The 23,612-nt window shown below is 65.8% G+C and carries 20 protein-coding genes; 14 read left to right on the top strand and 6 right to left on the bottom strand.

Translation table 11 applies throughout. From position 1 onward, the window contains the following. Positions 1 to 141: 141 nt before the first annotated feature. The 12 genes from B9C43_RS19750 to B9C43_RS19695 all read left to right on the top strand — a co-directional run bounded on the left by B9C43_RS19750 (position 142) and on the right by B9C43_RS19695 (position 14,767). Positions 142 to 4,413, top strand: coding sequence for a non-ribosomal peptide synthetase (locus B9C43_RS19750; RefSeq protein ID WP_160096592.1), 4,272 nt, complete (start codon positions 142 to 144; stop codon positions 4,411 to 4,413). Beyond that, the gene (locus B9C43_RS19745) at positions 4,406 to 4,702 is read left to right on the top strand and encodes an acyl carrier protein (protein ID WP_084428426.1); all 297 of its coding nucleotides are present in this window, start codon (positions 4,406 to 4,408) and stop codon (positions 4,700 to 4,702) included. Before B9C43_RS19750 ends, B9C43_RS19745 begins: the two co-directional genes overlap by 8 nt. A gap of 1 nt (position 4,703) precedes the next feature. After that, complete coding sequence (locus B9C43_RS19740; RefSeq protein WP_235038732.1) at positions 4,704 to 7,814, top strand: thioester reductase domain-containing protein; 3,111 nt, start codon at positions 4,704 to 4,706, stop codon at positions 7,812 to 7,814. Next, on the top strand, positions 7,811 to 9,313 hold the full coding sequence (locus B9C43_RS19735) for an AMP-binding protein (protein WP_235038731.1): 1,503 nt from the start codon (positions 7,811 to 7,813) through the stop codon (positions 9,311 to 9,313). The genes B9C43_RS19740 and B9C43_RS19735 overlap by 4 nt, the downstream gene beginning before the upstream one ends. Beyond that, positions 9,310 to 10,533, top strand: coding sequence for an MFS transporter (locus B9C43_RS19730; protein WP_084428424.1), 1,224 nt, complete (start codon positions 9,310 to 9,312; stop codon positions 10,531 to 10,533). The genes B9C43_RS19735 and B9C43_RS19730 overlap by 4 nt, the downstream gene beginning before the upstream one ends. Then, positions 10,524 to 10,937 (top strand): aspartate 1-decarboxylase, encoded by a 414-nt coding sequence (panD, locus tag B9C43_RS19725; RefSeq protein ID WP_084428423.1) that lies wholly within the window; start codon positions 10,524 to 10,526, stop codon positions 10,935 to 10,937. Before B9C43_RS19730 ends, panD begins: the two co-directional genes overlap by 10 nt. A gap of 125 nt (positions 10,938 to 11,062) precedes the next feature. After that, positions 11,063 to 11,851 carry a hypothetical protein gene (locus tag B9C43_RS19720; protein ID WP_143446460.1) on the top strand — a complete coding sequence of 263 codons (789 nt, stop codon included), beginning with the start codon at positions 11,063 to 11,065 and terminating at the stop codon, positions 11,849 to 11,851. 121 nt (positions 11,852 to 11,972) lie between these two features. Continuing rightward, a complete protein-coding gene (locus tag B9C43_RS19715) occupies positions 11,973 to 12,569 on the top strand; it encodes a hypothetical protein (RefSeq protein ID WP_084428421.1) in 597 nt (198 codons plus the stop codon). A gap of 126 nt (positions 12,570 to 12,695) precedes the next feature. Continuing rightward, complete coding sequence (locus B9C43_RS19710) at positions 12,696 to 13,250, top strand: sigma-70 family RNA polymerase sigma factor (RefSeq protein ID WP_033390683.1); 555 nt, start codon at positions 12,696 to 12,698, stop codon at positions 13,248 to 13,250. Continuing rightward, complete coding sequence (locus B9C43_RS19705; RefSeq protein WP_235038730.1) at positions 13,247 to 13,948, top strand: anti-sigma factor family protein; 702 nt, start codon at positions 13,247 to 13,249, stop codon at positions 13,946 to 13,948. The genes B9C43_RS19710 and B9C43_RS19705 overlap by 4 nt, the downstream gene beginning before the upstream one ends. Before the next feature lies 1 nt (position 13,949). Further along, entirely contained in the window at positions 13,950 to 14,333 is a 384-nt protein-coding gene (locus tag B9C43_RS19700) for a hypothetical protein (RefSeq protein WP_084428420.1), read from the top strand. Beyond that, positions 14,330 to 14,767 (top strand): SRPBCC family protein, encoded by a 438-nt coding sequence (locus tag B9C43_RS19695; protein ID WP_033390679.1) that lies wholly within the window; start codon positions 14,330 to 14,332, stop codon positions 14,765 to 14,767. The genes B9C43_RS19700 and B9C43_RS19695 overlap by 4 nt, the downstream gene beginning before the upstream one ends. Here the strand turns inward: B9C43_RS19695 and B9C43_RS19690 are convergent. Then, complete coding sequence (locus B9C43_RS19690; protein ID WP_033390678.1) at positions 14,757 to 16,112, bottom strand: cation:dicarboxylate symporter family transporter; 1,356 nt, start codon at positions 16,110 to 16,112, stop codon at positions 14,757 to 14,759. The two genes, B9C43_RS19695 and B9C43_RS19690, sit on opposite strands and share 11 nt — an antisense overlap. Positions 16,113 to 16,239: 127 nt before the next feature. Here B9C43_RS19690 and B9C43_RS19685 point away from each other — a divergent pair, with 127 nt between their 5' ends. After that, complete coding sequence (locus B9C43_RS19685) at positions 16,240 to 17,790, top strand: ATP-binding protein (protein ID WP_084428419.1); 1,551 nt, start codon at positions 16,240 to 16,242, stop codon at positions 17,788 to 17,790. Between the two features lie 164 nt (positions 17,791 to 17,954). Then, a complete protein-coding gene (locus B9C43_RS19680) occupies positions 17,955 to 18,632 on the top strand; it encodes a response regulator (protein ID WP_033390673.1) in 678 nt (225 codons plus the stop codon). Between the two features lie 132 nt (positions 18,633 to 18,764). On the opposite strand, the gene B9C43_RS19675 is transcribed toward B9C43_RS19680, so the two are convergent. From B9C43_RS19675 to B9C43_RS19655, 5 genes are read right to left on the bottom strand one after another with little or no spacing between them, the layout of a single operon-like run. Then, positions 18,765 to 20,249: a beta-N-acetylhexosaminidase gene (locus tag B9C43_RS19675; protein WP_084428418.1), complete on the bottom strand. Its 1,485-nt coding sequence runs from the start codon at positions 20,247 to 20,249 to the stop codon at positions 18,765 to 18,767. Then, positions 20,246 to 21,115 (bottom strand): carbohydrate ABC transporter permease, encoded by an 870-nt coding sequence (locus B9C43_RS19670; RefSeq protein WP_051897185.1) that lies wholly within the window; start codon positions 21,113 to 21,115, stop codon positions 20,246 to 20,248. Before B9C43_RS19670 ends, B9C43_RS19675 begins: the two co-directional genes overlap by 4 nt. Next, complete coding sequence (locus tag B9C43_RS19665; protein WP_084428417.1) at positions 21,115 to 21,363, bottom strand: hypothetical protein; 249 nt, start codon at positions 21,361 to 21,363, stop codon at positions 21,115 to 21,117. Before B9C43_RS19665 ends, B9C43_RS19670 begins: the two co-directional genes overlap by 1 nt. Further along, positions 21,351 to 22,295 (bottom strand): carbohydrate ABC transporter permease, encoded by a 945-nt coding sequence (locus B9C43_RS19660; protein WP_407657115.1) that lies wholly within the window; start codon positions 22,293 to 22,295, stop codon positions 21,351 to 21,353. Before B9C43_RS19660 ends, B9C43_RS19665 begins: the two co-directional genes overlap by 13 nt. After that, the gene (locus tag B9C43_RS19655) at positions 22,292 to 23,602 is read right to left on the bottom strand and encodes an extracellular solute-binding protein (protein ID WP_084428415.1); all 1,311 of its coding nucleotides are present in this window, start codon (positions 23,600 to 23,602) and stop codon (positions 22,292 to 22,294) included. The genes B9C43_RS19660 and B9C43_RS19655 overlap by 4 nt, the downstream gene beginning before the upstream one ends. Positions 23,603 to 23,612: the final 10 nt, after the last annotated feature.

The following is a 23,612-nucleotide window of genomic DNA, read 5'->3' as shown; positions in this document are numbered from 1 at the left end:
TGCGGCCATATCCGTACAGCCGGAAAGGGTGGTTATGGTGGCATGCGTTCGGGCGTCCGAAAGGGAAGCCGCAGCTGGTTGACCAGGCCTATATCTGGGCGTTGGTGGCGAGCGCGCGCTGTTCTCTTTTACCGTTGTGCCGTGAGCGATTCCGGTCGATTATCTGGTCGTATTTCGCCGCTTTCCTTTGCGCAGGAGCGTTTGTGGTTCGTCGACGCTGCGGCGCCAGGCGGGTCGGCGTACAACGTGCCGTTGTTCATGTGGTGGCGTGAAACGGTAGATGTCGCTGCTCTGCGCACCGCGCTGAATGCTGTGGTCCGACGGCACGAAATCCTGCGCACCACCTATCAGCTCCGTGATGGCAACCCGGTGCAGGTCGTCTCGGACGCTGTGCCGGATCTTGTCGAGGTCGTCGAAGGCGTGCCGCGTGACGAGGTGCTTTCCGATGCTCATCGGCGCGCGGCCGAGCCGTTCGATTTGGCGGCCGGGCCGATGCTGCGATGTGTGGTGTGGCCTGATGCCGATGCGGTTTTGTTGGCTGTGCATCACATTGCTGTCGATGGCTGGTCAATGTCCGCCTTGTTCTCGCAATTGGCGCAGGCGTATCGGGGCGGTGAACTCGAAGACCCGGCTATCCAATACGGCGATTTCGCCGTGTGGGACAGGGAAAAGTTCGCCCAGGACGATGTCATACGGCGAGCCGATGAGCTGAAGGCGATACCCGGTGACCTCGCGCTGGCAGGCAGGCGCAAGCCGGTGACGGCAGGCGAACGTCCTGGAGCAGTGCACCATTTCGCGCTCACCGTGGACGTCGAGGGTCTGGCTCGCCGATTGCGGGCGACACCATTCGTCGTGTTGTTCGCCGCATTCCAAGCTGTTCTGCGGCGCTGGACCGAACGAGACGAGTTCCTGGTGGGCGTGGTCATGGCCAACCGCACGCACCCAGCCGCGGACGACCTGATCGGCTTCTTCGTCAACACAGTGCCCTTGCGATGCGCTGTCCGGTCCGGCAGCACGTTCCGGGACCTGTGCGGCGAGGTTCGGGCCGAGTCGTACCGGGCGTTGACGTACCAGAAGATCCCCTTCGAGCAACTGACTGCTGCCACCCGGCAGCAGGGCAACCTCGCGACCGTTGCCTTCGTCCTGCAGAACACGTCGGCGCCGGAGTACCAGGGCGACCCGCCGTGGACGCAGCCGGTCGAGCTCCACACCGGCACGGCGATGTACGAGCTGACCTTGCAGGTAGAAGACGGTCTTGCGGCGACGCTCGAGTACGACACCGAGTGCTACGACGCCGAGATGATCGCGACCTTCGCGGAGAACTTCACGACGTTGCTCGCTGCCGCGGTCGAGGATCCCGACCGCCTGGTCGCCGAGCTGCCGATCACCGAACAGGGACCCAGCGTGCTGGCCGGGCCGGAAGAGCAGGTGCCAGGTGCTCCGGCCACGGTGTTGGACCTGCTGGAAAACGGCGGTGCGGTCGAGTACGACGGCACGCAGGTCTCGTGGCCGGAGCTGGACAACTGGGCATGGGCGGTCGCGAATGCCCTGCCGGAACTGGAGTACGTGCCCGTCATCGCAGCACGGAGTGCGGCTGCCGTGGTTGGTTGGCTGGGCGCCTTGCGAGCAGGCGCCGCGTACGTGCCCCTGAGCACCGACGCGCCACCACATCGGGTGGAGTACGTCCTGCGCGACATCGGTGCCACTGTCGTCCTCGCGGATGAAGAAGGCGCCAAGGTGCTGGACAACCTTGGTGCGGACATGAAAATCGTCCGGATCGACGAACTGCGTGCCGTCGAAGGCAAGCCCACGAAGGTCGCTGTGGACGGTGAAAGCCCGGCGATCGTGCTCTACACCTCCGGCACAACCGGGAGGCCCAAAGGCGTGGTGATCCCGCATCGCGGGCTGCTGAACGCGTCCTGGTGGTGGGCGCGAGAGGTCGGCCTAGGGCCGGGAGACCGGTTCCTCAACACGTCATCGACACAGTTCGACGCCGGGAACTTCGACTCGTTCAGCACCTTGCTCTCCGGGACGACGCTTGTCTTCGCCGGCGATGTCGAGCGCCGCGACCCTCGGGCGCTGCTCAACCACATCCGTGGGCCTCGCGGTGTCGCGGTTCTCGACACAACGCCCAGTCTGCTGCACGCCATGTTGGCCGCCGACGAGCTGTCCGAACCGACGACATTGCGGGTGGTGACCCTCGGCGGCGAGGCACTGCCGCCGCAGTTGGCCGTCGAGTGCGCAAACCGTTGGGGCGTAAGGGTACAGAACACATACGGTCCGACCGAGGTCTCGTGTGTGAGCACGGCTGCCTGGGTCGGCGACCGGGTGACGATCGGCAGGCCGATCCCGAACATCAAGGCCTGCATACTCGGCCCTGAACAGGAAGAACTGCCTCCTGGAGTGCCCGGAGAGCTGTATCTGGCAGGAGTGGGCGTCGGCCTGGGCTATCTGAACGACCCGGAACGCACCGCGCAGGCCTTCGTGCCCGACCGGTTCGGCGAAACGATCATGTACCGCACCGGCGACCGGGTCGTACTGGCCAAGGACGGGCAGCTGGAGTTCCTCGGTCGGTTCGACGACCAGGTGAAGATCCTCGGCAACCGGATCGAGCCGGGCGAGGTGCGCAGGCTGATCGAGGACCACCCGGCGGTTCGCGCGGCCGCGGTACTGGCCGAAGGCCAACCCCGCAGGCTGGTCGCCTACGTGGAACTGGCTGATGTGGACAAGCTGCCGACGCGGGACGAGATCCTGCGGCCGCTGCTGGACTGGTTGCCGCCACCGGCGATCCCGGCTGACGTGTTCGTCATCGACAGGATGCCGTTGACCGGTAACGACAAGATGGACCTCGCCGCACTGGACAAGATCCACAGGACCCGCCTTCCAGACGCGGAACTTCCCCGCGTGCCGCTGACCGAGCACGAACAACGCGCCGCCGAGCTGGTCAGCCACCACGTTCCCGGTGCCGGGAACCTGAGTGCGGAGGCCAACTTCTTCGCCGTCGGCGGGCATTCTCTGCTTGCTGTGTCGATGATCGCTGAGGCGGAGCGGCGCTGGGGGATCGCGGTTCCGTTGCGTGACTTCCTCGCTGACCCGACCGTCGCCGGACTGGGACGGTTGTTGGCTCACGCTCAACCCGTGGCTGCTCAACGATCCAACGTCAACAGCCGAATGCCAGCGACGGCTGTGCAGCAACGGCTGTGGTTTGTGGACAGGATCCGTCAACAGCGAAACGCCTATCTGCTTCCGGTTGTCGTCGAGTTGAGCGGCCCGGTGGATCGCGACAGGCTGTGCCGGGCAGTCGACGAGACACTCGCTCGGCATCCGGCATTGCGGTCGCGGTTCGAGCTGGATCACAAGTCACGGCAAGTCTTCTACGACACAGCAGGTCCACCTGCGACAGCGCGGATCGTTGCCGAGGCTGACGAGAAGTACGTCGAAGACGTGTGTTGGACTCCGTTCAACCTCGCCGAAGACGCTCCAGCCCGTGCCGAGATCATCCCAGCGGGCAAGAAGACCCTGCTTGTCCTTGTCTCGCACCACATCGTGTTCGACGGCTGGTCGCTGGACCTCGTGCTGAGTGAGATCGCGGCGCGCTACCAGTCCAAGACTGACAGTCTGCCGCGCGCTGTGCATCCCGCCGAGGTGGTGCAACGGACGGCTTCCGCCGAGGAGATGATCGAGCGGTTGCGAGGAGCGCCCACCGACGTGGCGTTGCCGCGGGACCGGCCGCGTCCCGAACTGCAGACGTCCAACGGAGCCATGCAGATCAGCGTGCTGCCAGAGGACATCAGTTCACCGTTGCGGGCTTTCGCATCAGAACTCGGGTGTTCGACGTTCGTCACGGCCGCCGCGTTGCTCGCCGCCACACTCGCCAGGGTCAGCGCCCAACGAGACTTCCTCTTCGCGATACCGTGGTCCGGGCGCGACGCGGCGGGCAGTGCCGATGCCGTGGGGATGTTCGTCAACATCCTGGTACTACGGGTCGACTTGCGGACAGGCCCGAGCTGGCGCGAACTGTTCGCGGCCGTACTGGCCGAGAGCAAAGCCTGTTACCGCAACGCTGACGTGCCCTTCGACGCACTGGTCGCCAAGCTGCATCCGGAGCGCGACCTGAGCCGTCCTCCGCTCACACCGGTGTACGTCGGCGCATTCGACGGCCCTGCCGGGCCGCCGGACTTCGGCGCGGGCGTCACCGCGCGGTTCAGGCCGTGCTCAAGGGTGAACGTCAAGTACGAACTGGATTTCGTCGTCATGGACCGAGGGACCGAACTGGAGTTCACCGCCTCGTACGCCACCGACCTGTTCGACGCCGCGACCGTGGCGCGACTGCTCGACGGCGTGCGGGCGTGTGCCCAAGACCTGGTCGCCAATCCTGACGCGGCTGTACTGAAAGGGGGTCACGATGACTGAACAGTCCACTATGGACAAGATAACCGAGCTCTGGCTCAGCGTTCTCGACATCCCGTCGGTGTCCGTCGACGAGAACTTTTTCGATGTGGGCGGGGACTCGATCCTGCTGATCATCCTGCTCGATCGGTTGCAGACGATGACCGATCGCGAGCTGGAGCCACCGGATCTGTTCCGGCACACCACGATTCGGGCCCAGGCGGACCTACTGGCCGGCGTGACGAAGGCGCAACCGGCCAGGGCACCGGGGCGCGGTTCCGTGCTTGGTTCGCGGCGCAGTCGGGAGGCCTGACGTGCCGTTGCGCGAGACGGACATCGCGGTTGTCGGTGTCGGGTGCCGGTTTCCGGACGCGCCAACTCCGGAGCGGTTCTGGCAGAACATCGACGAAGGTCACGTGGCGATCCGGGAGTTGCCCGACGAGGTGTTCCGCTCGGCGGGAGTGAGCGAGGACGTCCTGCGCGCGCCGGATTTCGTCCGTGCGGCAGCGACATTGGCTGACCCGGGCGACTTCGCCGCCGAGTTCTTCGGGTTTTCACCGCGGGAGGCCGGGGTGACTGACCCGGCACACCGGCTGATGCTGGAAGTCTGCTGGGAAGCGCTGGAGTTCGCGGGGCACCCACCGGCCAAGGACGGTCCGGTGACCGGGATCTTCGCGGGCGCGGGACCCAGCACGTACGCCTTCGCCTTGCAGGTGGCCGCGGCCCGAAAAGGCGGTATCGCCGGAGTGATCGACGAAGGCGACCTGTACCTGGGCAGTGCGCCGGACTTCCTGACCTCACGCGCGGCCTACAAGCTTGGGCTGATCGGCCCTTCTGTGACAGTCCAGACGGCGTGCTCCTCCGGGCTGACCGCCGTGCACTATGCCGCGCTCAGTCTGCTGTCCGGAGAATGCGACATCGCGCTCGCGGGCGCCGCCGTGGTCAACGAACCGTTGACCGGCTATCGATACCGGCCTGATGGCCTGCTTTCGCAGGACGGGTTGTGTCGTTCGTTCGACGCGCGATCGACGGGCACGTCGTTCAGTTCCGGCGTTGGGGTCGTGGCGTTGCGGCGGCTGAGCGATGCACTGTCCAGCGGTGATCCTGTGCTGGCGGTGATTCGAGGCACGGCGGCGGGCAACGACGGCGCCGAACGATCCGGCTTCACCGCACCGAGCCCTGCAGGCGTCGCGAGCGTCTTGTCGTCAGCACTTCGTGCCGGAGATGTTTCAGCTGACCAAGTGCGTTACGTGGAAGCACACGGCTCCGGCACGGCACTCGGCGACCAAATCGAACTGCGCGGGATCATCGACGCCATCGGAACGGGCGGCGAGTGTGGTCTTGGTTCGGTGAAGACCAACATCGGCCACTGTGGGCCAGCGGCCGGAATCGCCGGCCTGATCAAGGCGATCAACGTTGCCAGGACGGGAAATCTGCCGCCTCACCCGTTGTTCGAGATTGCCCGTGATCCTGGTGTGCTCGCCGACAGCCGATTCTTCGTGTCCGCCCAAGCCGCAACGGCTGAAGGCCCGTACGTTCTGGTGAACTCGATGGGCCTAGGTGGAACGATCGCGAGCGCTGTTCTCGCGCCACCGCCTCAACCGTCGCGACCGTCAGCACCCCAGCGTGATGTCGTCCGGCTGATACTGTCGGCCCGTAATCGGCGGGAACTCGACGCGATGTCTCGGAACCTGGCGGACGAGCTAGACCGAGGCGACCTCGCCATCGGCGACGTCGAGTACACGCTGCGAGTCGGCCGCCGCGCGTTCGAGGAACGTCGAGTCGTCACAGCGCCAGTGGACAAGCTCTCCGCAGCACTCAGATTGCCACGGCCACCGGCTGTGCGAACGGCCCGAGTGGACACTCCGGGGGAGCCGACGTCAGATCCTTACGAGAACTGGCTTCGTGGACTGGATGTCGACTGGGAAGAACTGTCCAAAGGAGAGGGACGGCGGGTCCGGCTGCCGTCTTATCCGTTCAGCCGACGCCGGTTCTGGGCCATAGGCGAACCTGTCGCAGCCGTGCCGGTGACGGAAACAGCACAGGCCACCGACGATGTCGAAGCGTCACTGCTGGACCTGTGGCGCGACCTGTTCGGTGTCGACACGATCGGTGTTGACGACGAGTTCGGGTCGTTGGGCGGAACCTCGCTGCTGTCCGTACGGATGGCCTTGGAGATCCAGGATCGGCACGGCGCGATCGTGAACGTGCACCGGGCAGGCGGCAGCAAGGCGACCGTGCGCCGGATCGCCGAGATCGTCCGGGGACATCAGGTCGCGGACGACGACAGTGCGTTGGCGGACGCCGACATCGAACTGCCTCTCGGCCCTGTCAGTGCCACCGGAACGGGGACGGATGTCCTGCTCACCGGAGCCACCGGGTTCCTCGGCGCGTTCCTCCTGCACGAACTGCAACTGGCCACGAGCCAAAGAATCCACTGTGTAGTCAGAGCGGCCGATGAAACCGAGGCCTGGCAGCGCCTTCAAGCCACCGCGGCCTGTTACGAGCTGCCGCAACCACAGCCTGATCGGGTCAGCGTGATCCCCGCGGACCTGCGGGACATCGGCGAATACCTGACCGACGAGCTGGCCCGCGATGTCGGACACGTCATGCACTGTGCGAACAAGGTCGTCTTCACCGAGCCGTATCGGGTGCTGCGGCACGACAACGTGCTCCCGATGGCCGAGTTGCTGCGCTGGATGCGCCGAAACGGCGTGCCGGAGTTCAGTTTCGTCTCAAGCACGGCCGCGACCGGCTACGCGCTGGGCGAAAGCCACAAGGTGATGGAGACCCGGCAGCAACCGCTCGATCCCCACGAAGGTGGTTACGGCGTCGGCAAATGGGTGTGCGAACGGATTCTGGAACGCGCCGAAAAGGACGGCATGCAGGTCCGGATCTTTCGCCCCGGCTTCATCCTCGGCGCACGGGAGACCGGCGCGTGCAACCCCAACGACGTGATCTGGCGACTGATCACGAGCGGGCTCACAGTCGGCGCCCATCCCGCTGACGAGCGCGCCTGGCCGATGGCCCCGGTCGACGTGGTCGCGAAGGCCATCGCCGAGCTCAGCCGGGTGCCGGGATCGGCCGGCCGGGCCTACCACCTGATCGACCAGACCTCGATCGGCCCGAAGCGGCTGTTCGAGTTGCTCGCCGAGGCCGGAATGCCCACTCGGCCCATGGACCGCGGCGCCTGGCGTGAACTGGTCGCCCAACGCGCCAACGGCAACGAAGTGCTGTCGTCCATGGCTCTGTACGAACCGGACGGTTACGAAGACGACGGCCCCAATCACATGCAAGCGGTTGCTTGGCGGCCATGGCTCGCGGAGTCCGGCCTCGACTCGGCGCTGTCCGGCGACCTGCTGCGGCGCTGCCTGAAGTATCTCGCGGACCGCTATCCGACTTTCCAGGAGTTGTTACCGCTGTGAACAAGACGTTGTACCAGTGGTTCGCGGACACGGCCGACCGGTTGCCGCACGAACCCGCGCTGGAGGTCCGGGGCGCGGCGGTGACGTACCAAGAGTTGCGTGATCTGGCCGAGGCATTGGCCGAGCGGATCGTCCGGGAGCATGGTGAGGTGCCGGGCAGGGTGGCCCTGCAGGCGTCACGGAGCTTGGTGGCTTTCGTCGGTTACCTTGCTGTGCAACGGTTAGGAGCGGCTGTTGTCCCGTTGAACCCAAGCCATCCAACCGAACGCAACCAGACTGTGTTCCGGATGACCTCGCCGGACGTCCTGCTCGCGGACACAGCACGCCCGACGCTCCACGTCGAGTCCACTGTGGTCAGCGTGTCCGACGAAGACCTGGCCAGCAAGCCGGTTGGTGAGCTGTCACCGTACCGGCCGGTTGTCGAGGATCTGGCGTACATCCTGTTCACTTCGGGCTCGACCGGTGTGCCCAAAGGCGTGCCGATCCGGCATTTCCAGGTCTCACCGTACCTGGCCCGGCACATCGAGAGGTACCAGGTCGGACCGGGTTGCCGGATGTCCCACACGTTCGACCTGACGTTCGACCCGTCGTTGTGGGACCTGTTCGTCACCTGGGGTGGCGGCGGGACTTTGGTCGTACCGCAAAAAGTCGACCTGCTCTCGCCGGTCGACTACATCGTCAACGAACAGATCACGCACTGGTACTCGGTTCCGTCAGTGCTCTCGATCAGCAGGACGCTGGGCAACAGCGTGCCGGAAGGAGCTGTCACGTCCTTGCGGTACAGCATCTTCGTAGGCGAACCGCTGACCTACCGGCACTGCGCCGCGTGGCGCAAGTTGGCACCGGGAACTGTCATCGAAAACGTCTACGGGCCAACCGAAATGAGCGTGACGTGCACGGCCTACGCCCTGCCTGCCGATCCCGCACAATGGCCGGAAACGTCCAACGACACGATGCCGATCGGTGCCGTGGACGAGTCGCTGGACTATCTCCTGACCGATGACGGCGAGCTATGCCTGCGCGGACAGCAACGATTCGACGGTTACGTGGATCCAGCCGAGAACATCGGGCGCTTCCTGACCGTGGACGACACAGGTGTCCAGATCTACGACGGCGCCGGGGAACTGACCGATAAGCACTACTACCGGACAGGCGACCGGATCAGCATCGAGAACGGCCACTGGGTGCACCGAGGACGGCTGGACAACCAGGTGAAGGTCCGCGGGCACCGGGTCGAGCTCGGTGAGGTCGAAGCCGTGATGCTGCGGCACGACGGCGTCCGGGAGGCGATCGTCGTGGCCGTCCGTGAGAGTGACGAACTCGCACTCGTCGCAGTCCACACGGGACAGCCGCTCGATGCGGCCGAATTCATGCTGTGGCTGCGTAAGCGGATTCCGGTGCACTTGGTGCCGCGGCGGTTCCTGCGACTGGAAGCTTTGCCGCTCAACGCGAACGGGAAAGCCGACCGGCGGGCCGTCGCGGAGCTGGTGACCCGGTGAAGGGCCTGCTTCCGCCACCAGGTGCGGTCCGGCTGCTCTCGATCGGTGGCCTGGTCAGGACAACCGGGTTCGGCATCATGACGTCGATCAGCGTCCTGTACTTCACGCGCTCAGTGGGACTGTCGGCCGCGCAGGTCGGTATCGGGCTGACCATCGCGGGTGGCTGCGGAATCGCCGCGAGCGTCATCTCCGGGCGCGTCGCCGACGCCGTCGGCGCCCGCAACACGGCCATCACGCTGGTGCTGATCCAGAGCCTCGCGGTCTGTGGGTACGCCTTCGTCACCAGCTTCACGGGCTTCGTGATCGCGGTGAGCGTCGTGCTCAGCTGCCACTCCGCGGCCGAGGCGGCCAGGGGTGCGCTGGTCGCGGGCCTGATACCGGCCGAAGGCAGGGTCCGGGCCCGTGCCTACCTGCACTCGGTGACCAACGCGGGCTTGTCGATCGGTGCTGTCTCGGGTGGCGTCGCACTGCAGGCCGACACCCAAGGCGTCTATGTCGGGCTGATCCTGGCGTGCGGCGCGCTGTTCGCTTCGTCCGGCTTGCTCTACATGCTCCTTCCGCAGGTCGAGCCGGTGGCGGCACCGTCAGGGCGGGGCAGTTGGGAGGTCTGGCGCGACCGGCCGTTCCTGCTGTTCGCCGGGCTGAACGCGATCCTCGCCGCCAACGACACGGTGCTCGTCGTCGTCCTGCCGATCTGGATCGCCCAGCAGACCGAGGCGCCGCTGGCCGTGTTCTCGGTCGTGCTGATCTTCAACACGCTGATGGTCGTGCTGTTCCAGGTCCGGGCCAGCAAGACGACCAGCGACATCCCGGGCGGTGCCCGTGCGATGCGCCGCTCCGGCGTGCTGTTCGCCGTCTGCTTCGCCTTGTGGGCGTTCGCATCCGGCCAGCCCGCCTGGCTCGCGGTGGTCGCGTTGCTCGCCGGCGCCGTCGTGCACACGCTCGGCGAACTGCTGTGGGGCGCCGGCGCGTGGACGCTGGCCTACGAGATGGCGCCGGACCACGCCCAAGGCCAGTACCAAGGCGTTTTCACCATGTCCACCCAGCTGGAGACCATGGTCATGCCCGTGGCCGGGACCATGCTGATCCTCCCGGCCGGCTCGCTGGGCTGGCTGCTGTTCGCCCTGCTCCTGCTCGTCGCCGGACTGGCCGCACCGGCCGTCGCCCGCCGTCACACGAACCGCCACACGAATCGGCAAGGAACACCGTCATGGAACTGACCCTGATGAAGTCGAAGATCCACCGGGCCACCGTGACCCACGCCGACCTGCACTACGTCGGCTCGCTGACGGTCAGCCGGGACCTGATGGACGCGGCGAACCTGTTCGAAGGCGAGAAGGTCGACCTGGTCGACATCGACAACGGCGCCCGGCTGTCCACGTATGTCATCGAGGGTCCGGCCGGTACCGGGACGATCGGCGTCAACGGTGCCGCCGCCCGCCTGGTCAGCCCCGGTGACCTGGTGATTGTCATCGCCTACGCGCAGGTGCACGTGGACAAGGCCCGGTCCTTCCAGCCCAGCGTGGTGTTCGTCGACCAGCGCAACGCCATCGTGGACGTCGGCGCGGACCCGGCCGATGTCCCGGCGGGCTTCGGCCTGGCCCGTGGCGACAGGTTGCACTGAGCCGTAAAGGCAACGCGCGCTGCATACCCGGAGCGCTACGGTTCCCGCCTCGGTCGACTGTGGGGGAAACCGTGTCCGACATGTTCGAGCGCCGTTCGTTCTGGCAGCGCAACCGGCGGGGCATCTTGATCGTGCTCGGCCTGCTCGTGGTGGGCGGTGCGGCGGTCGTTCACAACCAGGGCCGTGATCCGGGATTCGTGCCAAGCCCGATGACGGTGGAGACCCGCGTCAAGGTCGATCTTGCCCAGCCGTTCGCCGGTACACCGGCCGCGGGCTGGAGCGACGGCGAGGCCGGGATCCTGATGCCCCCGGCGACGGAGATGAATGGCTTCTCGGCGCAAAAGGCGACCGAGGCGCTCACCGCGGCACGCAAGGCGTTCATTGCCGCGTATTTGGACCGCCAGGTCATCCAGGACGGCAACGTCGAGTTGCTGGCAGCCTTGTTCGCACCCGACATCCGCGCGGAAGAACGCGCGGACACGACGAACCGCGTGCGGATCGCGCCACCCTTCAAACTCTTGCCGGTGTCTCCGAAAGTCACCGGGACCATGACGGTCGAATCGGGCGAAAAGGGCGAATTGAACATTCGTGCCGGCTATTCGGTGGCGTACGCGTTCGCCATCGACGATCCGGCCGAGATCCGGGACGCGATGGACATTGTCTCGGTCGTCCGGGTCGACAAACGGTACGTCTTCAGGGACGGCGACACCTTCGAGGCCGGCAGTCAGGGACTGTGGCCAGGCGACGGCAGCGTTATCCTCTTCTACTCGATTGCGTGCAAGCCGTTGGAGCAGGACCTGCTGGCGCCTGCCTACAGCGAGCGCGCCTACGGCGGTGCCGATACGAGCGATGAGGACCGCGCCAAGATTTTCGATCCGTCGAAGCCGATGCCGACGACCAAGGGCAACTGCTGAAAAAGTCGGACCAATCCGGATCCCGAACTGCTTCGAAACGGGTTGAACCGCCGCTGAGATCTCCTCGTGTGTGTGGTGAACAGGTCGCCGCGATGGGCGGGGCCACCACAGGAGGTTAGTCATGAAGGGCGCTCGTGTCGGCGTGCTGACTGCCATCGCCGGTCTAGGGCTGCTGGGCCTGACCGCTTGCAGTGGCGACAATCCCGCCCCGAGGGTACAGATTCCGCAAGCACAGCAACAGGATGAGTTGCCGATCGAGGACGGGCCGAAGCCGAACCTGGTGGCGGCCGAGGTCAGCTCGCTCGGCAAGGTGATGGCCAACCAGGCCGGCATGACGCTCTACATGTTCACGAAGGACACTGCCCAGCCGTCAGTCTCCAATTGCTACGACGCATGTGCCAAGCAATGGAAGCCGTTGCTGGCTGAGGGCAAGGAGATCACGTTCACCGGTGTGCCGCAGAACATGGTCGGCACCACCAAGCGCAAGGACGGCACCCGGCAGATCACCATCAACAAGTGGCCGGTTTACACCTATGCCAAGGATTTGGCGCCTGGCGACGCCAACGGCCAAGGGATGAACAGCCAGTGGTACGCGATGACTCCGGAAGGCAAGAAGGCACAGGGTCTTGCCACCGAGGCCGAGCAGCCACAGCAGCAACAACAGCAGCAGCCGAAACCGCAGCAGGCACCGGCAGATGACTCCGGTTCCGGCTACTGATCCGCGAGCGGAGGGAATCACGCCGTGAGCGCCTCACTCGCATTCGTTCCAGGCCCGCGATCACCGGTGCTCCGCCCAAATCCAGTAACCTCCGCAGCGACTCGATCCCCAGCGGAGAGGAACCTGGTGACGACCCCAGGCTGGTGGCCGCGGCGATCGCGGCGCGTTCGTGGTGAAGACCTTGTCCGGTCCCTGTACAACGAGCACGGTGCGAGCCTGCTCGCGTACGCGACCCGGTTGACCAACGACCGAGCCGCGGCCGAAGACATCGTCCAAGAGACATTGCTGCGCGCGTGGAAGCACTCCGACGCGCTGACCGCTGAGAAAGGGTCAGTCAGGGGTTGGCTGCTCACTGTGGCACGCAACATCGTCACCGACCGGGCGCGGGCACGCGCGGTCCGGCCGCCGGAAGTGGCGGAGGTGACGGAGTCGCCGTCGGTCGAACGGGACCACGCCGATCAGGTCGTGGACTCGATGGCCATGCTCGGCGCGTTGGACAGCTTGTCTCCTGAGCACCGCGAGGTGCTCGTGGAGATCTACTACAAAGGCCGCACGGTCACTGAAGCAGCACAAGCTTTGGGTATCGCAGCGGGTACCGTGAAATCACGGTCTTACTATGCATTGCGTGCCCTACGGGCCGTGATGTCCGGCGGGAAGACAGGGACGGAGGTGCCCCGGTGAGCAATCAGCACGTGAGCAACCAACACGATCACTCCTCGCTCGGGGCGTATGCCCTCGGGGTGCTGACCCCGCGCGAAGCAACTGAGGTCGAGGCGCACCTGCGGACCTGTCCGGACGGCCGTCGTGAGGTCGCCGACCTGGTCGGCCTGCGCTCGATAATGGACACAGTCCCGCCCGAGGCGTTCATCGACGGTCCGCCGCCCGGTGGTGATCTGCTGCTGCAGCGCACGCTGCGCCGCGTTCGCGCCGAGGAGGGCCAGCAGCCCGCCGCGCGCCCCTCGATGGGACGCCGCCTCGCCGCGGTCGCGGCGGCCGTAGTGATCGCCGGTGGTGCGTTCGCAGGGGGCATGGCCATCAGCGGGGGCGGCGAAGACCCGCCCGGCCTGGTCGGCGTCGCGTCGTCGGCGACGGATCAGGCCACCGGGGCCAAGATGGACGTGACTGTCGAGCCGCTGCAGGGCTGGGTCAAGACGGTCGCCAAGACGTCAGGCATCAAAGAGGGCGAGAAGTGCCAGCTGATCGTCACCGCGAAGGACGGCACGCAGCGCGTCGCGGGCAGCTGGCTGGTGACCGAGAAGGGCGAGGACGTCGGCACGACGTTGCAGGGTGCCGCCTTGGTCGACCCGAAGGACGTGAAATCGGTCGACGTGATCACTTTCGACGGCCGCAAGCTCGTCTCCGTACCGGTCAACCTCTAAGTTGACCGAGGTCCACAACGGGCCGCGGGGTGGCGCCGGATGGGCGCTGCTCCGCGGTTTCGGCGTGGCTGTGTTCGCGACACTGTGGATGATCGCCGCGCACCAGGTTTTCTGGGCGTACGTCCGGGTCTGCGAGGTCAATTCCCAGCCTGGGTACGGGTTCGCGCTGGTCCTCGCGCTGCCCATACTGTGGCTGGTGTTCGTCGGCGTGACGGCTTTCGCGTTGGCTCAGGTGCGCAGGAAGCAGTGGCTCAGGATCTGCTTGGCCGTGCTCGGCATGGTTCTGCTTGCGTGGGGGTACTGGGTGTTGATGATCCGGGTTTTCGCTGCCGACGTCTCAGCGCGGTGCCGTGCGGACTCACCGTGGTGGTCGTTGCTGCCATGAACCGCTACCAGTTCCGTAGCTTGTGGACGTTGCCGGTCGCGGCGGGCGAAGTGTTCGACGTGGTCACCGACCCGGGCACGTATCCCTTGTGGTGGCCCGATATCCACGGCGTCGGACGGATCGACGACGACACCGCCGAGGTGATCTGCCGCTCGGTTCTGCCGTACGCGCTGACGTTCCGGTTGCACCGGGCCGAACAGGACTTCGACCGCGGCCGGATGCTGGTCGGGATGACCGGCGATCTCGAAGGCTTCTGCCGGTCCACTCTGGTGGCCGGGCGGCGGTCGGTTCGGCTGGAGATCATCCAGGAAGTCGTTGTGAACAAACGGTTGTTGCAGCTGCTGGCGCCGGTCGCCAGACCGGTGTTCCGCGCCAACCACGCCGCGATGATGTGGCGTGGTCAGCGCGGACTGCGCAGATTCCTCAGGCGTTGACCGGTTGCTTCTTGGCCCCTTCGTCCTCGTCGTCGTCACGCACGGCGTGCTCGTCGACCATGGTGGCCTCGTCGAACGGATCCTCACCGGACAGCACGCGTTTCGCCTGATCCCGGTCGAATTCCTTGGTCCACGTGCCGAGCAGCACGGTGGCCACGGCGTTGCCGGTGAAGTTGGTCAGCGCGCGGGCCTCGGACATGAACCGGTCGATACCGACGATGAAGCCGACACCGCCGACCAGTTCCGGCCGGTGCGACGACAGACCGCCTGCCAGCGTGGCCAGACCCGCACCGGAGACACCGGCGGCGCCCTTCGACGCGATCATCATGAACAGCAGCAGCGCGATCTGTTCGCCGAAGTTCAGCGGGGCGTTCATCGCCTCGGCGATGAAGATCGTCGCCATGGTCAGGTAGATCATCGTGCCGTCGAGGTTGAACGAGTAGCCGGTCGGCACCGTGATACCGACGACCGGACGGCTCACGCCGACGTGCTCCATCTTCGCGATCAGCCGCGGCAGCGCACTCTCCGAAGAGGACGTGGAGAAGATCAGCAGGTACTCGCGGGCGAGGTAGCGCATCAGCGCGAACAGGTTGACCCGCGAGACGATCCACAGCAGACCGGCCAGGATGACGCCGATGAACAGGATGCACGTGATGTAGAAGCCGAGCATGATCACCAGCAGGCTCTTCAACGCGGCCGCGCCGGTCGCACCGACCACGGCCGCGATCGCGCCGAACGCACCGATCGGGGCGGCCCACATGACCATCGACAGCACCTTGAAGACCAGCCGCTGGATGTGCGAGATGCCGGTCAGCACGGGCTTGCCCTTTTCGCCGAGCGCCTGCAGCGCGAAGCCGACGAGCAGGGATATCAGCAGCGTTTCCAGCACGTCACCGCTGGTCAGACCGGATACCAAGGTGGTCGGGATGATGCCGAGGATGAACTGGGTGGTGTTCTCCTGGGCCTTGACCTGCGCCTGGCCGCTCTTCTGGACCTGGTCGGTGATGGCGAGGCCGTCACCCGGGTGCAGGATGTTGCCGACGATCAGGCCGATCGTCAGTGCGACGAACGACATCGCGATGAAGTAGCCGATCGCCAGGCCGCCGACCTTGCCAACCCGCGCGGCCTGCCTGATCGAGCCGATGCCCAGCACCAGCGTGCAGAAGATGATCGGGCTGATCATCATCTTGATCAGGTTGACGAAACCGTCACCGATCGGTTTCAGTGCGACACCGGTCTTCGGGAACACCAACCCGACGATGATGCCGAGAATGACCGCGACGACAACCGCGATGTAGAGGTAATGGGTGCGATCCCGGCGGGTACGCCCCTCGACTGTGGACAAAACGGCCTCCTGGGAAGGCGGGCTGCGACGTAGGGTCTGAGAAATTGGTTGTGCAGACTATCCGTGCCGATATGACACGGGTCACGGTTGTGTTCATTTCGGTCGTGCGTCGCGGAGGTTAACGGTCATGCGGGAGTGGAGTCTTGCCCGCCAGCTGCTGGTGTTGCAGGTGGTGATCGTCGGTGTGATCGTCGGCGGTGGATCGATACTGGCCTACCTGGACGCGGCCCGGAACACCGAGGACACGGCCCGGCGAGAAGTCGTCGCGGTGGCCAAGTCGGTTGCGGACACGCCGACGCTGCTGATGGCCCTGACCACGCCGAGGCCGACCGAGATCCTGCAGCCGTTCGCCGAAGATGTACGTCACGACACGGGCGTCGATTTCATTACGATCATGAATCCGGAGGGCATCCGGTTTACCCATCCGAACCCACAGGAGATAGGGCGGCATTTTCTCGGCAACACCAAGGAAGCATTGGAAGGCGGGGTGCTGACCGAGACTTTTGTGGGCACTCTCGGGCCGTCGGTTCGAGCCGTCGTACCGGTATTTTCAGCCGATCGTGTGGTGGCTTTGGTTGCCGTCGGGATCACGGTCGAAGCGATCGCGGATGAATTGTCGGGGCAGCTGGTCGCCGTGATAGCCGTCGGCGTGGCGGCACTGGGTGTCGGCCTGATCGGGACGTACTTCGTCAGCGCGCGGGTGCGCCGCCAGACCCGCGGGATGGGGCCTGCCCGGCTCGGCCGGATGATCGACTACCACGAGTCGATCCTGCACGCGGTGCACGAGGGCCTGATGCTGCTCGACAGGCACGGAACCGTCACGTTGTGCAACGACGCCGCCCGCGACCTGCTCGGCGTGCCGGAGGACGTCGATGGCAAGAAGTTGTCATCCCTCGGGCTGCCTTCCTCGCTGGTGAACCGGCTGCTGTCGGATGGGCCGGTCCGCGACGAGATCCACGTGACCGACCGGCGGGTGATCGTCGTGAACAAGTCGAAGCTGCCGACCCACGGCGCGGTGGTGACGTTGCGCGACCACACCGACCTGCAGGCGCTGACCGGTGAGCTGGACTCGGTCAAGGGCTTCGCCGAGTCGTTGCGCTCGCAGGCCCACGAGGCCGCCAACCGCCTGCACACCGTCGTCTCCCTGATCGAGCTGGATCGGACGGACGAAGCGGTCCGATTCGCCACCGAGGAGCTGGAAATCGCCCAGCAGCTGACCGACCGGGTGGTCGGAGCGGTCGGCGAACCGGTGCTCGCGGCACTGCTGCTGGGCAAGACGGCGGAGGCGAGCGAACGCGGCGTGGAACTGGTGATCACCCCGGACACTCACATCGACGAGACCGCGATGCCCGGCCGTGACCTCGTGACGATCCTCGGCAACCTGATCGACAACGCGCTCGACGCGGCCGTCGAGGGCACCGAAGCGCCGAAAGTCTTTGTCACCGTGAGGAAATCGAACTCGGAGCTGATCCTGCGTGTCGCCGACACCGGCCCCGGCCTGGACGACGAGACCTCCCGCGCGGCCTTCACCCGAGGATGGTCCACAAAGGACTCCAATCGCGGACTTGGCCTGGCCCTGGTCGGTCAGACCGTCCGGCGTTATGGCGGCACGATCGAACTCGGCCAGGAAATCGGCGCGGTGTTCACCGTTCGATTGCCCGCCGATGGCCGGTCCTAGGTTTTTCGGCGAGCCAAGGTGGCAATGACAGTACAAATCGATATCGCTCAGTGAAGGTTTGGTTCCGATCAGTGGTAAATCGTGCCCCGCTACTGATCGAAGGGCTTCGTGGGAGAGACTATTCGGCGGTAGGCCGGACAAGCCGGCCCCGTGAGGCTGTCGAGATGATCAGGGTTTTGGTGGTCGAGGACGACCCCGTAGCCGCCGACGCGCACCGGCTTTACGTGGAGCGGGTGGCGGGTTTCTCGGTGTCCGGGGTCGCGCACACCGGGGCTGAGGCGAAGCGCTTCGTCGAGCAGCACCCGATCGACCTGCTCCTGCTGGACCTGTACCTGCCGGACGCGCATGGGCTGCAGATCAGCCGCGCGCTGCGGGCGGCCAACCCGAACATCGACGTCATCGCGGTGACGTCCGCGCGTGACCTGGCCATGGTGCGGGCCGCGGTGTCCGCAGGCGTGGTGCAGTACCTGCTGAAGCCTTTCACGTTCGCGACGCTCCGGGACAAGTTGGAGCGGTACGCCGAGTTCCGGAATGCCGTCATGGCCGCAGGTGAGGCGGCTGGTCAGGCTGACGTGGACCGTGCGCTCGCGACACTCAGGGGGACCGACGGCATCGGCCTGCCGAAGGGAATGAGCGCGGACACCCTGGACTCCGTTGTGGCCGCGCTGCGTGAGACGCCTGAGGGACTGTCCGCGGTCGGGGCCGCCAGCGCGGTCGGCATCTCGCGCGTGACGGCCCGCCGCTACCTCGAGCACCTCGCGGACACCGGCACGGTCGTCCGGCGTCCGCAGTACGGCCAGGTGGGACGGCCAGAGTTGTTTTACCGACTCGCGGCTGGCTAAGGCGCCGTGTCCACCTTTGCAGCACACCGTGTCGCACGTTCCAGCACCATGAAATTCCCCTTGGCGTTCCGGTAGGGAATTTCATGGTGCCGGAGTGGTGGACACGGTGTGCCGGAGTGGTGGACACGGCGGTTAGCGGAGCCTTCCTGGCACGCCTGGGCGGGTTTGCCATGGGTGTGGGCCGGTGAGCGGCCGGTACTCCACACCCATGGCATCCAGCCTGGCCAGGTGGTGGTTGACCAGGCGGGTCTCGAATTCCTCGTACGACCGGCCGTCCGGAGAGGACCAGACGACCTCGGCGAACGCGGCGAGCCGGGGGTAGACCGCGTAGTCCACGCGCCGGGGGTTGTCCAGGTGCTCGGTCCAGACCTGCGCCTGCGCGCCGAGGACGCGCTCGTGGAACTCCGCTGGGAGCGCCGCCGGGATGGGCTCGTAGCCGTAGACGTCCTCGAGGGTGTGCAGGAAGCCCACCGGGATCGGTTCGTCGGGGTGATCGGCCTGCCGGTGGTCGAGGTAGACGTACTGCTCGGGGCACATCACCACGTCATGGCCGGACGAGGCAGCCACCACACCGGCTTGCTCGCCACGCCACGAGGCGATGATCGCGTCGTCGGCCAGTCCACCGGCGTCGAGGATCTCGTCCCAGCCAAGGGATCGGCGGCCGTGCTTGGCCAGGTGCGCCGCGAGCTGGCTGATGAACCAGCCGTGCAGCTGGACTTCCGACGTGAAGCCGAGTTCGGCCATCCGCTGGGCCGCTGCCGGGCTGTTCTTCCACTGGATGGTGGGGACTTCGTCGCCGCCGAGGCAGATCACTGGGCCGTCGAAGACATCCACCACGTGGTCGAGCACGGTCTTGTAGAACTGGATGGTCTCGTCCGAGACGTTCAGGATGTTCTCGTTGATGCCCCAGTTGCGCAGCACCGGCAGCTGTTCGTCGGTGTTGCCGAGCTTCGGGTACGCCGCGATCGCCGCCTGGCTGTGCCCGGGGACGTCCACTTCGGGCACGATCGTGATGTGCCGTTCCTTGGCGTACGCGACGAGCTCGCGCATGTCATCCGTGGTGTAGAAGCCGCCGTGCGGGCGGCCGTCGTGTTCTTTGGTGCCGTCTGGCTGACGGCCGACCCACGATCCCGTGCGCCAACCGCCGACCTGGGTCAGCAGCGGGTACGCGGGGACCTCGATGCGCCAGCCCTGGTCGTCGGTCAGGTGCAGGTGCAGGACGTTGAGCTTGTGCGCGGCCATCTGGTCGATGAACCGGAACACCTCGTACTTCGGCATGAAGTGCCGCGCGACGTCCAGCAGCACGCCACGCCACTTGAACCGGGGCGCGTCCTCGATCGTGCCGCACGGCAGCTCCCACGGTCCTTTGTGGAGCGATGCGGCCCTGAACCGGTCGGCTCCGTACAGCTGGCGCAGGGTCTGCGATGCGTAGAACGCCCCTGCCTGGTCAGCGGCTTCTATGGCAACACCTTGCTGCGTAATGCTCAGCCGGTAGCCTTCGCTCGCCAAAGCGTCGGTGAACGTCACCTCCGGCTGCACTGGTGTGCGGCTGACGAAGGTCTCCTTCGCTTCGGTGACCGAGGAAGGTTTGGGGAGTATGCCTGCGAAACTCGTCATCCCTTGACCGCTCCCGAGAGTCCGGACGCCAGGTGCCGCTGGACGAAGATGAAGAAGATCAGCACCGGGATCGTCATCAACGTCGCCCCAGCCATGATTCCGCCCCAGTCAAGCTCTTCCGGTTTGTAGAACACCCGCATCGCCTGGGGCAGCGTGCGGTTGTCCACGTCCGAGAATATCAACGTCTGGGCGAACAGGAAGTCGTTCCACGCGTGGATGAACGCCAGCACGCTCGTCGCGACAAGACCCGGCGCGACCAACGGGAAGAGGACCTGCCACGTGAACCGCATCCGGCTCGCGCCGTCCAACGCGGCGGCCTCCTCCAGCTCGGCCGGGACGGCGGCGACGAACCCGCGCAGCATCCAGATCGCGAACGGCAAGCTGAACGCGAGGTTCACCAAAACGAGCGGTGCCAACTGGTTCAGCCCGAACGCGGGCACGCTCGCGCCGACTTGCTGGACCATGAAGAACAACGGAATGGTCAGCGCCTCGACCGGAACCATTTGGGCGACAAGCAACATCACCAGCAGGATGGTCCGGCCCTTGAACCGGAACCGCGTCAGCGCCACCGCGGAGAGGAACGACAGCAGCATCGACAGGGCGACCACGCACAGGGCGACGATCGCGCTGTTGAGGAAGTAGCGGCCGAAGCCTTGTGAGTCGAGGACTCGCTCGAAGCTTTCGAAGCTGGGCGCGAAGGTCCATGGCGCGGCGGACTGGATCTCGCCCGCGGGCTTGAAGGCGGAAAGGACCATCCAGTAAAGCGGGACGGCAACGAGAGCGGCGATGACACAGCACGCGATCTCGGCAATGAGACGGCCAGGGCGACGCTGCGGCTTGCGCAGGGGGATGGTGGCAGTAGCCATCAGGGCCTCCGCGAGTTGAAGGGGGAGGTGATGGTGGCCGAGCAGGTGCAGCGGCTCTCGGTTGTTGTTTGGTCGGTGCCGGTGCCGGTGCCGATGCCGATGCCGATGCCGATGCCGATGCCGATGGCGGTGGCGGTGGCGGGGTGTGGGGTGGCTGGCCGTGGTGGTCGCGAGGTGCGGCCTGCGGTCATCGCTGCCGGCGGCGATGCTGCGCCGTCCTGCCGCAGTTGTCCGATCACGGTTGCCATCCGGTCCTCCGCTGCGTCCGCAGGTACACCACCGTGATCAGCATCAGCAACACCGTCATCACCACACCGATGGCCGCACCGAGACCGTATTCCTCACCGGCGAACGCCTTCTGATACGTGTAGACGTTCAACACGAGGTTCTGGCCTGCCAGGCCACCGCCGTTCGTCATCACGTAGATCTGCGTGAAGATCTTGAAGTCCCAGATGATCGACTGGATCGTCGCGATCACGATCAGCGGCTTCAGGATCGGCAGGATCACCTGCGTCGCGGTCCGCCGCCACGTCGCGCCGTCCAGCTGCGCGGCTTCGATGATCTCCGTCGAGATGTTCTTGATTCCGGCGTACATCGTCATCATCACGAACGGGAACGAGCACCAGATCACCTCGGCCGCCACCAGACCGAACGCCGAAAGCCGGTCGAAGGTCCACGAATGCCCTTGCATCCCGAGGATTTCGTTGACCACGCCGAAGTCCGCGTCGAACAGGAACAGCCAGATGTACGAACCGGCCATCGCCGGAGTCGCCCAGGCCCCCAGCGCCGCAAAGAAAAGCAGCATCCGGGGCAGCGTGCGCACCCGGGTCGCCAGGATCGCGAGCCCGGTCCCGACGAGCAGGCTGCCGACCACGCACACCGCGGCGAACAGCACCGTTGACACCAGCACTGACCAGAACTGGTCGTCGCCGAACAGTTCCAGATAATTATCGAGCCCGATGAACACCAACGGTTCCGCGCCGCTGGCTTGTGGCTGGTTGTATTCGTACAGCGATATCTGCACCAGTTGGTACAGCGGATATGCCATCAGCGCCAGCAGCAGGATCCCCGCGGGCAGCAGGTAGACCAATGCCGCCCGGCCCTCGCGCTTCTTGCGGACAGGCCGCTGTGGTGCCGGAACAACCTCCGGCACCACAGGGGCGATTTGCGTCGTCATCAGCTACCGAAGGCCTTGTTCATCTCGGATGCGGCCGCGTCCGTCGCCGCGTCGACCGACTGGCCGCCCGTGGCGACCTGCTGGATCGCGGTCGGGATGATGTTCTGCGCGTCGATCTTGGTCCACGCCGGCGTCGCCGGGACGAACTTCGTGCCCGCCTGCGCGGTCTTGACGAACGGCTCGACGAACTTGTCCGTGCTGGCCACCTGCTCCTGAACGTCCTTGAACGTCGGCAGGTTGCCCATCGCGGTGTACATCTTCTGCTGGTACTTCTTGCCGCCCAACAGCTTGATGAACTCCAGCGACAGCGTGTGCTTCTTGCTCGCACCGAACACACCGAGCAGGTTGCCACCGGCGAACGCCGGAGCCGTCGAACCGGCATCCTTGCCCGGCAACGGAACCACGGCGTACTTGCCCTTCACCGTGCCCGCTTCCACGGCCTTGCGGTTGAAGTCGCCGCCGATCGTCATGCCTGCCTTGCCACCGGCGAACTGGGCGACCGACTGGCTGCCGGTCAGCTGGGCACATGCCGACGGCGGACAGATGTCGTCCTTCAGCAGTTCGGCGTACTGACGCAGGCCGTCACGCGCCTGCGGGGTGGTCAGCGCCGAAGTCCACTTGTCACCGTCCTGTTTGGCCAGATCGCCACCGTTGGCCCAGATGTACGGGAAAGCGGCGTAGATGTACTTGCCGCCGACGGCGATGCCGTACAGGTCCGGCTTGGCCTGGCGGATCTTGCGGGCCGTGTCGGTCAGCTCGGCCAGGGTCTTCGGCGGCTGCAGGCCGAGCTCGGTGAACACGTCGGTCCGGTAGTAAAGCGCGCGAGTGCCGGTGTACCAAGGGATCCCGTACGTCTTGCCCTTCACCTTCGCGGTGTCCACGACGGACGGGATGAGGTCCTTGCTGTCCGCCCACGCCCCCAGATCGGCCGTCAGGTCGGCGAAACCGTTGGACGCGGTGTAGCCCGCGAGGTCCGTGTTGCCGAACTCGGCCACATCGGGGGAGGAGTTCTTGTCGTTGAAGGCACCGTTGAACCGCGTCGCGCGGCCGTCAACCGGCAGGTACTCGACGGTGACCTTGACTCCCTGGTGCGCCGCCTCGAACTCCTGCTTGGCCTCGTTGACCACGGCTTCCTTCGGCGCGTTGTTGGCTTCCTGGAACAGCCACACCTTCAACTCGCCGGTCATCTCGCCGACGGGCTGACCGGCGTTGCCGGTCTGCTGCGGCTGGTTGTTCTGCGCCTGCGGTGGTCCACACGCGACGACTAACACTCCTACAGCGGCTGCAGCCAGCACACCTTTGATCTTCATCGTTCCTCCG

It is taken from the genome of Kibdelosporangium aridum, from assembly GCF_900176515.1.
In the GTDB taxonomy this organism is placed as follows: Bacteria; Actinomycetota; Actinomycetes; order Mycobacteriales; family Pseudonocardiaceae; genus Kibdelosporangium; species Kibdelosporangium aridum.
This window is presented reverse-complemented; position numbering and strand designations above follow the sequence as displayed.

Excerpts from the sequence above, each read along its gene's own strand:
- B9C43_RS19745 (WP_084428426.1), top strand. The coding sequence starts at position 4,406 with ATGACTGAACAGTCCACTATGGACAAGATAACCGAGCTCTGGCTCAGC.
- panD (WP_084428423.1), top strand. The coding sequence starts at position 10,524 with ATGGAACTGACCCTGATGAAGTCGAAGATCCACCGGGCCACCGTGACC.
- B9C43_RS19715 (WP_084428421.1), top strand. The coding sequence starts at position 11,973 with ATGAAGGGCGCTCGTGTCGGCGTGCTGACTGCCATCGCCGGTCTAGGG.
- B9C43_RS19695 (WP_033390679.1), top strand. The coding sequence starts at position 14,330 with ATGAACCGCTACCAGTTCCGTAGCTTGTGGACGTTGCCGGTCGCGGCG.
- B9C43_RS19685 (WP_084428419.1), top strand. The coding sequence starts at position 16,240 with ATGCGGGAGTGGAGTCTTGCCCGCCAGCTGCTGGTGTTGCAGGTGGTG.
- B9C43_RS19680 (WP_033390673.1), top strand. The coding sequence starts at position 17,955 with ATGATCAGGGTTTTGGTGGTCGAGGACGACCCCGTAGCCGCCGACGCG.
- B9C43_RS19675 (WP_084428418.1), bottom strand. The coding sequence starts at position 20,249 with ATGACGAGTTTCGCAGGCATACTCCCCAAACCTTCCTCGGTCACCGAA.
- B9C43_RS19670 (WP_051897185.1), bottom strand. The coding sequence starts at position 21,115 with ATGGCTACTGCCACCATCCCCCTGCGCAAGCCGCAGCGTCGCCCTGGC.
- B9C43_RS19665 (WP_084428417.1), bottom strand. The coding sequence starts at position 21,363 with ATGGCAACCGTGATCGGACAACTGCGGCAGGACGGCGCAGCATCGCCG.
- B9C43_RS19655 (WP_084428415.1), bottom strand. The coding sequence starts at position 23,602 with ATGAAGATCAAAGGTGTGCTGGCTGCAGCCGCTGTAGGAGTGTTAGTC.